Source organism: Cohnella abietis, from assembly GCF_004295585.1.
In the GTDB taxonomy this organism is placed as follows: domain Bacteria; phylum Bacillota; class Bacilli; order Paenibacillales; family Paenibacillaceae; genus Cohnella; species Cohnella abietis.
Genome location: NZ_AP019400.1, coordinates 6,092,872 through 6,105,000, shown reverse-complemented (window position 1 = coordinate 6,105,000; position 12,129 = coordinate 6,092,872). Strand labels below are relative to the sequence as shown.

Sequence of the window (12,129 nt, the reverse complement as noted above, 5' to 3'; positions counted from 1 at the left end):
ACGGGGCTAAACACACCACCGAAGCTATGGCATGACACTTAGGTGTCTTGGGTAGGGGAGCGTTGTATGCGGGTAGAAGTCAGACCGTAAGGACTGGTGGACTGCATAGAAGTGAGAATGCCGGTATGAGTAACGAAAAGACAGGTGAGAATCCTGTCCGCCGAAAGCCTAAGGGTTCCTGGGGTAGGTTCGTCCGCCCAGGGTAAGTCGGGACCTAACGCGAGGCCGAAAGGCGTAGTGGATGGACAACAGGTTGAAATTCCTGTACCACCGTAATCCGTTATGAGCAATGGGGGGACGCAGGAGGAGAACGACGCAGACTGATGGAATAGTCTGTCCAAGCAGTAAGAGGTGAGTGTAGGCAAATCCGCACTCTAATACCTCAAGCTGTGATGGGGAGGGAAAATCACAGTACCGAAGGTCATGTACCCACGCTGCCAAGAAAAGCCTCTAGCCAGGAGAAGGTGCCCGTACCGCAAACCGACACAGGTGGGCGAGATGAGAATTCTAAGGCGCGCGGAAGAACTCTCGTTAAGGAACTCGGCAAAATGACCCCGTAACTTCGGGAGAAGGGGTGCCCCGGTAGTGTGAATAGCACGAGGGGGCCGCAGTGAAGAGGCCCAAGCGACTGTTTAGCAAAAACACAGGTCTGTGCGAAGCCGTAAGGCGAAGTATACGGGCTGACGCCTGCCCGGTGCTGGAAGGTTAAGAGGAGTGGTTAGGGGCAACCCGAAGCTATGAATTGAAGCCCCAGTAAACGGCGGCCGTAACTATAACGGTCCTAAGGTAGCGAAATTCCTTGTCAGGTAAATTCTGACCCGCACGAATGGCGTAACGACTTGGGCGCTGTCTCAACGAGAGATCCGGTGAAATTTTAGCACCTGTGAAGATGCAGGTTACCCGCGACGTGACGGAAAGACCCCATGGAGCTTTACTGTAGCTTGATATTGAACTTTGGTACGGTCTGTACAGGATAGGTGGGAGCCTTTGAAGGTGGAGCGCAAGCTTCACTGGAGGCGCCGTTGGGATACCACCCTGATCGTATCGGAGTTCTAACTCACTACCCTTATCGGGTAGGAGGACCGTGTCAGGCGGACAGTTTGACTGGGGCGGTCGCCTCCTAAAGAGTAACGGAGGCGCTCTAAGGTTCCCTCAGCGCGGTTGGAAATCGCGCGCAGAGTGCAAAGGCATAAGGGAGCTTGACTGCGAGACCTACAAGTCGAGCAGGGACGAAAGTCGGACTTAGTGATCCGGTGGTACCGAATGGAAGGGCCATCGCTCAACGGATAAAAGCTACCCTGGGGATAACAGGCTTATCTCCCCAAGAGTCCACATCGACGGGGAGGTTTGGCACCTCGATGTCGGCTCATCGCATCCTGGGGCTGAAGTAGGTCCCAAGGGTTGGGCTGTTCGCCCATTAAAGCGGTACGCGAGCTGGGTTCAGAACGTCGTGAGACAGTTCGGTCCCTATCTGTCGCGGGCGTAGGAAATTTGAGAGGGGCTGTCCTTAGTACGAGAGGACCGGGATGGACGCACCGCTGGTGTACCAGTTGTTCCGCCAGGAGCATCGCTGGGTAGCCAAGTGCGGAAGGGATAAGCGCTGAAAGCATCTAAGCGCGAAGCCTGCCTCAAGATGAGATTTCCCAATTCGTAAGACCCCTGGAAGAACACCAGGTTGATAGGCTCGGGGTGGAAGCGCGGTAACGTGTGTAGCTGACGAGTACTAATCGGTCGAGGGCTTATCCTAAGCGAATAGACAACTGTAACATGTAAGACCACCACTCTTCTTCCTGCTTTGTTTCGCATCCAGTTTTCAAGGCGCAAGCTTTGTGAATGTATTTGTGACGACGTTGTCGACACAACTGGTCTGGTAATAATGGCGGAGGGGTTCCACGCGTTCCCATCTCGAACACGACCGTTAAGCCCTCCAGCGCCAATGGTACTTGGACCGCAGGGTCCTGGGAGAGTAGGACGTTGCCAGGCCGGAATTACATTTTGCTTTATCGCTGTGTTAAGGTGTAGGGACTATGCTCTCATAGCTCAGTAGGTAGAGTGCATCCATGGTAAGGATGAGGTCACCGGTTCGATCCCGGTTGAGAGCTCCACTTCCAATACCATACACGGCCCCTTGGTCAAGCGGTTAAGACACCTCCCTTTCACGGAGGTAACAGGGGTTCGAATCCCCTAGGGGTCACCATTTTCGGAGGCTTAGCTCAGCTGGGAGAGCATCTGCCTTACAAGCAGAGGGTCGGCGGTTCGATCCCGTCAGCCTCCACCATAATCTTTAAGATTTGGCTTACCGTTGGGGATTAGCCAAGCGGTAAGGCAACGGACTTTGACTCCGTCATCCAAGGTTCGAATCCTTGATCCCCAGCCATTTTCGAGCCATTAGCTCAGCTGGTAGAGCACCTGACTTTTAATCAGGGTGTCGAAGGTTCGAGTCCTTCATGGCTCACCACTTCTGTATTGCAGTGACAGAATGTATATTCAAATGCGCGCGTATGGCGGAATTGGCAGACGCACCAGACTTAGGATCTGGCGTTTCACGACGTGGGGGTTCAAGTCCCTCTACGCGCACCATAACACTGCAACCAATGGTTCTAGAATCTAATCGGTTCTAGAATTTTTATTCGGAGGCTTAGCTCAGCTGGGAGAGCATCTGCCTTACAAGCAGAGGGTCGGCGGTTCGATCCCGTCAGCCTCCACCATAATCTTTAAGAAATGTACTTTCAAATGCGCGCGTATGGCGGAATTGGCAGACGCACCAGACTTAGGATCTGGCGTTTCACGACGTGGGGGTTCAAGTCCCTCTACGCGCACCATAACAATGCAACTAACGACTCTAGAATCTAATCGGTTCTAGAGTTTTTTGTGTTGTTAAATATACACCCCATTAAATAGAAAAGAACATATACTGCCAATTAGTTCTGTTGTAAACTTGTAATAGAGGTACGATCGCACAGTCACGTTCAATGTAGATTATCAATTAAAAGGAAATTGAGATGAGACATATGAAAAAAACAAACATGGTCTTACTGGTCTCTATGATCGGGTTTGTGCTGCTAATAACAGGCTGCAGCGGCTCTAAAACTCAGATAGTAGCCCCTTTGCCTCAGGAGATTGTAAAGCTTAGGGTAGCTGGATTCAAAGCAGGGTCTGAAATCGGTGCGATTCCTGAGCTGAATGATAGATTCATGAAGGAAAATCCAACGATCAAAGTGATTTACGAAGGAATGCCAGGCGCTCAATACACGAAGTATATCAGGGGGAAATTCGCGGTTAATGATGCACCTGATGTCATTATGCTCCACCCGGGCCTAGGAGAAGTTGGCGGATATGCTAAAGCAGGTTTTATTAAAGATCTTAGTGGTGAGCCTTGGGTAGGTGCCTTCACAACAGCAGCACTTGAATCTGTATCTTATGAAGGCAAAGTGTATGGAATACCTAATGATATGGTCGTACTCGGTGTGTATTACAATAAAGATATTTTTGAAAAGCTATCATTGAAAGCGCCTTCAAATTGGGAGGAGTTTTTAGCCGTCTGCGCGGCTTTGAAGTCGAGTGGCACAACGCCGATTTCAATCGGGAACAACGATGGTTGGATGACGCTGGCGGCTCTATTCACCCTAGGCTCATCATTAATTAAAGACCAGGACTTCGATCGTAAATTGAATGCACGTGAAATCAAATTTAACGGAACCTGGAATGAAATATTAGAGAAGTGGTACAGCTTGGATGGATATGGCTACTTAACTCCTAATAGTACAAAAGTCAGCATGGATCAGGCGCAGAAGGATTTTGTCGAAGGGCGAGCTGGTATGTTCATAAACGGAAGCTGGACATTGGCAGGAATAGTACAAGGTAATCCAGACTTCGAGCTTGGTATGTTCACTATGCCTGCTAACCCACCCGGAGAGGAAGCAATTGTTTCCGTCAACATCGGGACAACATGGACGATTAACAACAAAACAAATCAGCTGGAGGCAGCACGCAAATATTTGGATTTCTGGTCACAGGAACAAACGCTTAGACAGTGGGCGAAAAGTCAGGCATCTTTCCTTACCTTGCAAGGAGCTAAGAGCGATTCGCCTAAGGAATTAAGTGATATTTCACGATCAATCATGAGCGGCCGCACTAAGGAGTATTTATCTAATTGGTGGGAGCAGAGCGGTGATGTTGTTAATGAAATAATGGATTCCGCTCAAGGCGTGTATCTACACGCACTAACGATCGATCAAATGCTGAATAACATGGATAGCACTTGGGATAAATCCACCATCAAGGGAGGAGGATCCCAATAAGCCGCATTCGATTGAGAGAGTGGAGCTTGGATAAGAAGCTCATTCTCATGTATACGTTGATGATATTGATGCCGATGCTCGTGGTGACGTTCTTCGGCTTTCAAACTTATAGCTCGAATATGAAGGAGAGAGCAAGTGATTTCAGTTTAGAATTATTGAATCAGCTTGGGAAAAATGTGGACCATTATTTCAACGAATTGGACCGCATTTCTTTAACCTTTTCCATGGATTCCGGTGTCGAAAAAGCTTTACTCCCGAGTGGTAAATCGGCCTTCGAACAATATCAAGATAAAATGATGATTGATAAAGCATTGATGGATATCGTCCTTGTTCCTTTTCAGGATGTCATCGGTACTTATTTTATCAATCCCAATGGCGATATTTTTTCCCGATACGGATCAGGTCAGCAAGTAGACTATGGGAATTTTCGAAACGAGTCCTGGTATAAAGAGGCATTAGAAGCTGAAGGTAAAGGCGTTCTTATACCTACTTATTATTTGCGAAGCATTGAAGGGCGGGAGGAGCTTAGCTTTTCCTTTGTTCGCAGCCTGATCGATGTAAGTAAAAATCAGTCTGCGGGTATATTCCGGATGGATATTAGCTTGAATGGCCTAAGTGAAGTATTCTCAAGCGTGGGCGGTGGTACTGAACAAGAGCTGCTTATCGTTGATTCACAAGGCCATATTATATATGACAGGGACAAGTCCAAGATTACGCAGATGTTTCCCATCACATTGGAACAAGAATCTGGAAGCATCGTTAAACGGATAGACGGTAAGGAGGTTATGATTAGCTACGTAACAGCCCCATTTTCCGGTATGAAGATTGCTAATATTATTGAGCTCAGTGAGCTGACTCGAAATGTAGATATTTTGCGTAATTTGTTATGGACACTGACGGGCGTAGCATTGTTCCTATCGATCGGACTTTCCGTCTTTCTGACCCGCAGGCTACTTCTTCCCTTAAAGAAGATGAAATCTCTAATGAATAAAGTAGAGAATGGGGATTATTCCGTTCAATTCAAAGCTCAATCGAATGATGAAATTGGTAAGCTAGCGGGAAGCTTTAATCACATGGTCAGAAAGATAAACGAGCTTGTCCACCATATTTTCGTTATTCGAATTTTGAAACGGGATGCGGACTTTAAGGTTCTGCAGAGTAAGATTAATCCGCATTTTCTGTATAATACGCTCGAATCCATAAGCATGAAAGCAGAAGTGGACAATAATTACGAGGTTGCGGATATGATTTCGAGATTGGGTCGTCTGTTTCGTATGACAATTAATCATGATAAAGAGCTGATATTGCTTGCGAAGGAAATGGAATACGTTGAAAACTATGTGAGTATTCAGAAGATACGTTTTCCAAATCTATCGTTTATCGTAGATATCGAGCCGGAAGTTATGAAATCTTATATTCTACCGTGGACAATACAGCCTTTGGTGGAGAATGCGATTATTCATGGTCTTGCGCCTCATAATCATGAAGGTTCAATTTATATTAAAGCTGCGTTAGTAGATAAGGACGTTGTAATACGGATAATGGATAACGGTAAAGGAATGAGCGAGGAGAAAAGAAGAGATATTCAGGCTCAGCTGCTAACGAATATTGATAAAGATGATGACCAAATTCATATTGGTTTGAAAAATATTTTCGACAGGATTCGTTATTATTTCGGTGATCGATACGGTCTGGTTATTCTTTCGGGTGAGCAAGGTATAGGAACAACGATAGAAATAAGGATGAAATATCTCAAGGAAGAAGGTGAGCCGCTTGCCGAATATCATGGTCATTGACGATGAGGAAATGATTCGTGCAGGAATCGTTTCTATTATTAGGCGGCTTGCTCCTCAATGGACTGTTAGCGAGTGTAAGGATGCTCAGAGCGCGATGAGAAACATACCTCTGGATAAACCAGACCTTATGCTTATCGATATTTCTATGCCGGGTATGGACGGGTTAGAACTGGCCCATTTCCTTAAGGAGCATCACCCAGCTATTCTGAAGATTGTGCTTACTGGACATGATAAATTCGCCTATGTTCAAAATGCGATGCGGGCTGATGTTGTTGATTATCTGTTAAAGCCAATCATTCGCGAGGAGCTAGTAGAGGCTCTGGAGAAAGCCGAGCGACTATTTAACGAGCGTGCTCAGGTGCAGCAGGAGGTGGAGTTAGCAAGAACCAAAAGGCTGGAACAAGCGCTGTTAGAGCTTCTGAGTGGAGATCTGCATTCGGAAGAGCAATTGAAACAGCTGTTGTTGGATAACGGTTGGAGTCTAAACGAAGTGGAATATTCCTTTCTGATGCTCATTCGGGACGAAGATGGCTTCCCACAGTATGATGAAATTGTCCCCAAGTTAAGGGAGAGCTTTCTAGCGAATTTTGAAGAAGTGGAAAATAGTTATGCGTTCTTTGCGGATTCCCGACATTTCTTCGTATTAAGCTCAGGTAGGAATCTAGGAATAGATGTCATTAGGCAATGGTGGTTAGAGGCATGGGCTGCCGAATCTGGGGAGCTAGGTCATAATAATACGGGAAACCAGCATATAGCAGCTGCAGGTGCTTCGTTCGCATCTCTGGGGAATTTGCCAGAGGTATTTGGAGATACCATTCATGAGATTTATAGCTCGGAGACAGGACAGAAGAAGCTGGATTCGATCTATGGAGATAAGGAGCGGAATGATCAGCAAAACCAAATTCGGATTGCATTAGAAACGAATGATTCCGAATCACTTTCGGACTATCTCGATGGTGAGTTAAAAGTGATTAAACAACAGGCTCAAGATCATCATTCTATCCTGCAGCTGAGGCTCATCCATTTCTTGCTTATAATGCTGCTACCCGTACTAAACCAGACAGAATCCAAGCTGAGCTTAAGTCTGCGAGAAATAGTAGCTAATGCGCTTTCCCGCCTAGCATTGCCGGGATCTACGATCCATCTGCTGACTATTCTATCAGAGCTGGAAGGTCGTATTAGGATAATGTCGCTAAACCTTACGGGCACTGTGGAAAAAAACAAAGTCATCGAAATCGTTAAAGACTATATCCACAAATACTATGGAGATAAATCTCTCAAGCTAGAAGCCTTGTCTAAAATCGTACACTTGAACCCCAACTATTTAAGTGATTTGTTTAAGGAGGTAACCGGAGAAAATTACTTGGTGTTTTTAACATCGGTGCGAATGAATCATGCGAAGAAGCTGCTAAGGGAAACCCATTTGAAAAACTATGAGATTAGTGATAAAACGGGCTACTCTTCTGCGAAATACTTCTGTAAGCTATTTCGACAGCATTATGGAATGACGCCATCCGAATATCGTAATCGTGCTGAGCTCACGATTGAGCTAGAAGCGGAGTGAGTAGCCCCTCTTGATGTAAGGGAAGGAGCTGATCTCTAAGGTCTGAGAAGGCCAAGAGACAGCTCCTTCCCTATTTTCTATGCCAAAATTCAATACAGGTTTTTCGGAAACAACGATAATTAACGGGATTTAAATCCTCTGGAGAATGTGGCACAAACATGGAGTTTAGGTCATATGAAAGCCTTTTCAATTCCTCTATATTTAATTTGCAGTCAAAAACAGGAGGGGATCAAAGAGCATGAACAAAAAGAAATTATCGTTTCTAAGCTTGGTCGTACTACTCATACTCACGATTGGACTGACTGGTTGTGGAGGCTCCAACAAATCGACAGAACCGGAAAAATCGTCACCATCAGCATCAACACCGGGGAGTAGCCCAAGCGGCACAGAAGATTCCGGGCCCGTCATCGCAGGAGATTTCGAGGTTCAATACTGCGTCGGCGGGTACGGGGATGCGTGGCAGAAATCAATGCTCGCACAGTTTAAGGCAAAATATCCGGATGTGAACATTAAAGAATCAGCAGGTCCCAAAATAAATGATCAAATGAAGCCCCGTTGGATTCAGGGCGATCCACCAGATCTTATATTCATTGATTGTGCGGGTGGACTAGATGTGCTTCAGGCCATCAAAGACAACCAGCTCATGGATTTAACGGAGTGGTTCAAGACAGCTCAGAATACTGACGGAGAGTTAATTTCTGACTCCTTAATCGCGCCGCCACAATCGTATGACGGCAAAACGTATGCCATCCCTTATGTATTCGGATCTTGGGGAACGTTCTATGATCAAGCTCTCTTCAAGAAAAATAGCTGGGAAGTACCGACTGATTTCGATAGCTTCCTAGCCGTAAGCGATAAAATAAAAGCTTCTGGCATGACCCCGTATATTCATACTGGCGTGCACATGGGTTACTTCTTAGGCGGGTTCTTGTTCCCAGGCATCGTATCGGCTAATGGTGATGATCCTTCTATCATGCAAGATATGGCTGCAATGAAGCCAGGAATATTCAAGAGCGAGCCTGTCATGAAGGCGTTGCAGCAGGTTGTTACTATGCGCGACAAAGGCTTCATTGATAAAGCAGCTGTAGCGCTGAACCATACTGACTCGCAAATCCAGTTCGTTCAGCACAAAGACGCGTTTATCCCGAATGGATTATGGGTTGAAAATGAAATGAACAAAGATACACCGGCAGGCTTTGAATTTGGAGTGATTCCTTCTATTACACAAGCATCCGGTGGTAAGTATATCGCTAATCCTTACACTACCCCGGTCGCAGTAGCTCAAAAGGCGAAAAATCCAGAGGCAGCAAAGGCATTCATTCAATTTATGTTTACTAAGAAATCAGCGATTGAATGGGCGGAGCTTACAGGAGCTTTACTAAACGTCAAGGTTGATCTCAACGGAACGAAAGCGAGTGGGCTCTCCATGAGCGCCAGCAAGTACTATAGCAGCCCGGATCTGGTTGTTTTACCTGCTGTGACCTTCAACGCGGATCTTCAGAAAGAGATGGAGAATGCTACTCTTGCATTATCAGACGGTAAGATTACGCCTGAGCAGTGGGTGGAGCGTGTAGACAAAGCATCGGAGAAAGCGCGCGGGAAATCATAAATTAAGAATTTGAAGCCATGAGGATAAGGGAATTAATCCCTTATCCTTATCTCAAATAAATCACAATAAAGAAGGGGTAAACTGTGACAGCTAAACAGAAGCGCGGATTATTTATTGCCTCTTTTATTTTACCGACTCTAGTCCTGTATTGTATTTTCACGTTGTATCCGATCGTTAAAGCTCTATATATCAGTCTATTCGATTGGTCAGGCTCTTCTGAGAATATGGATTTTGTCGGACTCGCTAATTTCCGCGAAATGTATGCAGATCCGATCATATACAAATCGATATCGAACGACTATTTCCTTATTTTCTGGAAAGTAATCGGAATTATGATCATGGCCATCTTTTTCGCTGTAGCCCTTACGCGGTTTAAGATGAGAGGGGCCAACTTCTACCGAGTTGTGTTTTTTTTCCCGAACGTGCTCTCAATCGTTGTCATTGCGGTGCTTTGGCGGTTTATTTATAATCCATCGCTTGGTTTCTTAAACGGGTTCCTGTCATTCATTCTTAATCGAAAAGTGGAAATTCCATGGCTAGGAGATTCCCAGTATTCCCTGTGGGCGTTGTTACCACCGGCGATCTGGTCAGGTATCGGCTTCTTTATGATCCTAATGATTGCTGCCATTAAGAGTATCCCAGCAGCGTTATATGAGTCAGCTGAGATGGATGGGGCTAGACAATGGAAGCAATTCACTAACATCACTTTGCCTCTCATCTGGGAGCAGGTAAAGGTGTCTGTGGTTTTAATCGTAATTACATCGTTAAACGGCTCCTTTGCCATTGTTAGCGTCATGACAGAGGGCGGCCCGGATAACTCCACTCAAGTGCTGGGCTACTATTTGTACCAAATGGGCTTCAAACAATATCATATGGGCTACGCGTCCTCAATAGGCGTTCTAATCTTGGTGCTTTCGCTTATAACAACCGTCATCTTGCAGAGATTAATGAAAAGAGAAGTGGTTGAGGTTTCATGAAGGGGGAATCCACTTGAAATTCAAGGAAATAAATCCGCTAACCCGGTGGATTTCAACGTTGTTACTTTTACTTTGGACCGTTTGCTGCGTTTATCCGCTAGTGTTTTCCTTGTTCGACTCCTTAAAGGATAATCAGCAGTTTTATAATGGGAAATCGTGGGATCTTCCTAATTTTCCGCTCTTGTGGTCTAACTTTACTTATACATGGCAGAAATATCACTTCGGCAATTATTTCATGAATACGATACTAGTTACGACCGGTAGCATGCTGCTTGCACTTCTGTTAACAGCTACAACAGCATATATTCTAGCTAGATATTCCTTCAGAGGTAGCAGTATTTTGTATTATTTATATTTATCAGCATTAACGATTCCGACCCTTATGCTTGTCGTACCTATGTTCTTTCTCTTTAGTGATCTACACGTCAACAATACGTACGCTGGGATCATCATGCTCTATTCTGTTACGGCGGTACCGATGGGGATGTTCATTTTAATAGGATTTTTCAAAACACTACCACGTGAGCTGGAAGAATCGGCGGTTATAGATGGTGCATCGTACTATGGCGTATTTTTCAAGATTATGCTTCCACTTGCCATGCCAGGGCTAATCACTATAAGCATTATCAATGTATTGAGCTTCTGGAACGAGTATCAGTATGCATTGGTTTTATTGAGTGATGCACTCAAATATACGTTGCCGGTTGGCCTTGCTTTTATGCAGGGGGAGATGCAATATCGGATCGAATTCGGTCCACTGTTCGCGGGATTGATGATTTCGACAATTCCAATCCTCATTATATACGTCATCTTCCAAAGGCGAATTAATGAAGGAATCGTTGCTGGAGCAATCAAATAATTATGCTTGGGGGAAGAGCCGAAATCCTTGCTAAAATGGGGGTTCCGGCTTCTCTAATAGGCTTCGAAAAGGGGTAAATAAAGAAAAAGATCTTTTTTTGCAAATAAACACTTGCAATCGGTTCGTATCTTTGATATATTATTCCTTGTCGCCAAAAGCACTACGATGTGCCGGAAGCGCTGGTGTTACACTCAAAATGCGGAAATAGCTCAGTGGTAGAGCATCTCGTTGCCAACGAGAAGGTCGCGGGTTCGAGCCCCGTTTTCCGCTCCATCATTTGCGCCCTTAGCTCAGCTGGATAGAGCGTTTGACTACGAATCAAAAGGCCGGGAGTTCGAATCTCTCAGGGCGCGCCATTTTTACAAAAGAATAGTTATTATTGTCGGGACGTAGCTCAGCTTGGTAGAGCACCTGGTTTGGGACCAGGGGGTCGCATGTTCGAATCGTGTCGTCCCGACCATCTATTTTCCCCATGCGGGTGTAGTTCAATGGTAGAACTTCAGCCTTCCAAGCTGATAGCAGGGGTTCGATTCCCCTTACCCGCTCCATCATTTTATCTAAGCCTTGCTACATAAGGGCTTTTTTTAAAAAGTAAATAAGTTATTATTGTCGGGACGTAGCTCAGCTTGGTAGAGCACCTGGTTTGGGACCAGGGGGTCGCATGTTCGAATCGTGTCGTCCCGACCATCTATTTTCTCCATGCGGGTGTAGTTCAATGGTAGAACTTCAGCCTTCCAAGCTGATAGCAGGGGTTCGATTCCCCTTACCCGCTCCATAGTACTTTAATTAGCTTCTCATATTGAGGGCTTTTTTTGTATGTTTTTATAGTGGTGGATTCCACAAAAGGTACCTCGCTCAGCCCCGATATGCAGACAACGGTTAGGTCTTCTGGCACTTTCCCTATTTTCCAATATGTTGAAACCTAAGATTTATGACTAAATGATGAATTAAAAGGAGATTTTCGACGATCATTGTAGTATGATAAAGGGAAGGTTTTTTTGACGAAATGCATGATTTGGAGTG

At 45.4% G+C, this 12,129-nt stretch carries 6 protein-coding genes, 14 tRNA genes and 2 rRNA genes (1 of these 22 only partly in view); all 22 read left to right on the top strand.

Going from position 1 to position 12,129, the window contains the following annotated elements:
* Positions 1–1,747 (top strand): 23S ribosomal RNA (locus tag KCTCHS21_RS26715); it begins 1,180 nt to the left of the window's first position.
* A gap of 119 nt (positions 1,748–1,866) precedes the next feature.
* Positions 1,867–1,983 (top strand): 5S ribosomal RNA (gene rrf, locus KCTCHS21_RS26710).
* A gap of 46 nt (positions 1,984–2,029) precedes the next feature.
* Positions 2,030–2,105, top strand: a tRNA-Thr gene (locus KCTCHS21_RS26705).
* 17 nt (positions 2,106–2,122) lie between these two features.
* A tRNA-Glu gene (locus tag KCTCHS21_RS26700) sits at positions 2,123–2,197 on the top strand.
* Positions 2,198–2,202: 5 nt separating this feature from the next.
* Positions 2,203–2,278: transfer RNA gene (locus KCTCHS21_RS26695), tRNA-Val, on the top strand.
* Positions 2,279–2,303: 25 nt separating this feature from the next.
* A tRNA-Gln gene (locus KCTCHS21_RS26690) sits at positions 2,304–2,377 on the top strand.
* Between the two features lie 5 nt (positions 2,378–2,382).
* Positions 2,383–2,458, top strand: a tRNA-Lys gene (locus KCTCHS21_RS26685).
* A gap of 37 nt (positions 2,459–2,495) precedes the next feature.
* Positions 2,496–2,580 (top strand) — tRNA-Leu (locus KCTCHS21_RS26680).
* Between the two features lie 52 nt (positions 2,581–2,632).
* Positions 2,633–2,708: transfer RNA gene (locus KCTCHS21_RS26675), tRNA-Val, on the top strand.
* A 29-nt stretch (positions 2,709–2,737) separates the two neighbouring features.
* A tRNA-Leu gene (locus KCTCHS21_RS26670) sits at positions 2,738–2,822 on the top strand.
* Positions 2,823–3,011: 189 nt separating this feature from the next.
* Positions 3,012–4,301, top strand: coding sequence for an ABC transporter substrate-binding protein (locus KCTCHS21_RS26665; RefSeq protein WP_157994130.1), 1,290 nt, complete (start codon positions 3,012–3,014; stop codon positions 4,299–4,301).
* Between the two features lie 11 nt (positions 4,302–4,312).
* Positions 4,313–6,097: a cache domain-containing sensor histidine kinase gene (locus KCTCHS21_RS26660; RefSeq protein ID WP_130615119.1), complete on the top strand. Its 1,785-nt coding sequence runs from the start codon at positions 4,313–4,315 to the stop codon at positions 6,095–6,097.
* Positions 6,075–7,661, top strand: a complete 1,587-nt coding sequence (locus KCTCHS21_RS26655; protein ID WP_130615116.1) for a response regulator transcription factor — start codon at positions 6,075–6,077, stop codon at positions 7,659–7,661. The genes KCTCHS21_RS26660 and KCTCHS21_RS26655 overlap by 23 nt, the downstream gene beginning before the upstream one ends.
* Before the next feature lie 238 nt (positions 7,662–7,899).
* Positions 7,900–9,270: an ABC transporter substrate-binding protein gene (locus KCTCHS21_RS26650; protein WP_130615114.1), complete on the top strand. Its 1,371-nt coding sequence runs from the start codon at positions 7,900–7,902 to the stop codon at positions 9,268–9,270.
* Positions 9,271–9,353: 83 nt separating this feature from the next.
* Positions 9,354–10,247, top strand: a complete 894-nt coding sequence (locus tag KCTCHS21_RS26645; protein ID WP_130615112.1) for a carbohydrate ABC transporter permease — start codon at positions 9,354–9,356, stop codon at positions 10,245–10,247.
* A gap of 13 nt (positions 10,248–10,260) precedes the next feature.
* Entirely contained in the window at positions 10,261–11,106 is an 846-nt protein-coding gene (locus KCTCHS21_RS26640) for a carbohydrate ABC transporter permease (protein WP_130615110.1), read from the top strand.
* 198 nt (positions 11,107–11,304) lie between these two features.
* Positions 11,305–11,379 (top strand) — tRNA-Gly (locus tag KCTCHS21_RS26635).
* Positions 11,380–11,385: 6 nt separating this feature from the next.
* Positions 11,386–11,462 (top strand) — tRNA-Arg (locus KCTCHS21_RS26630).
* Between the two features lie 27 nt (positions 11,463–11,489).
* A tRNA-Pro gene (locus KCTCHS21_RS26625) sits at positions 11,490–11,566 on the top strand.
* Between the two features lie 14 nt (positions 11,567–11,580).
* Positions 11,581–11,654, top strand: a tRNA-Gly gene (locus tag KCTCHS21_RS26620).
* A 62-nt stretch (positions 11,655–11,716) separates the two neighbouring features.
* Positions 11,717–11,793: transfer RNA gene (locus tag KCTCHS21_RS26615), tRNA-Pro, on the top strand.
* Between the two features lie 14 nt (positions 11,794–11,807).
* Positions 11,808–11,881 (top strand) — tRNA-Gly (locus KCTCHS21_RS26610).
* Positions 11,882–12,129: the final 248 nt, after the last annotated feature.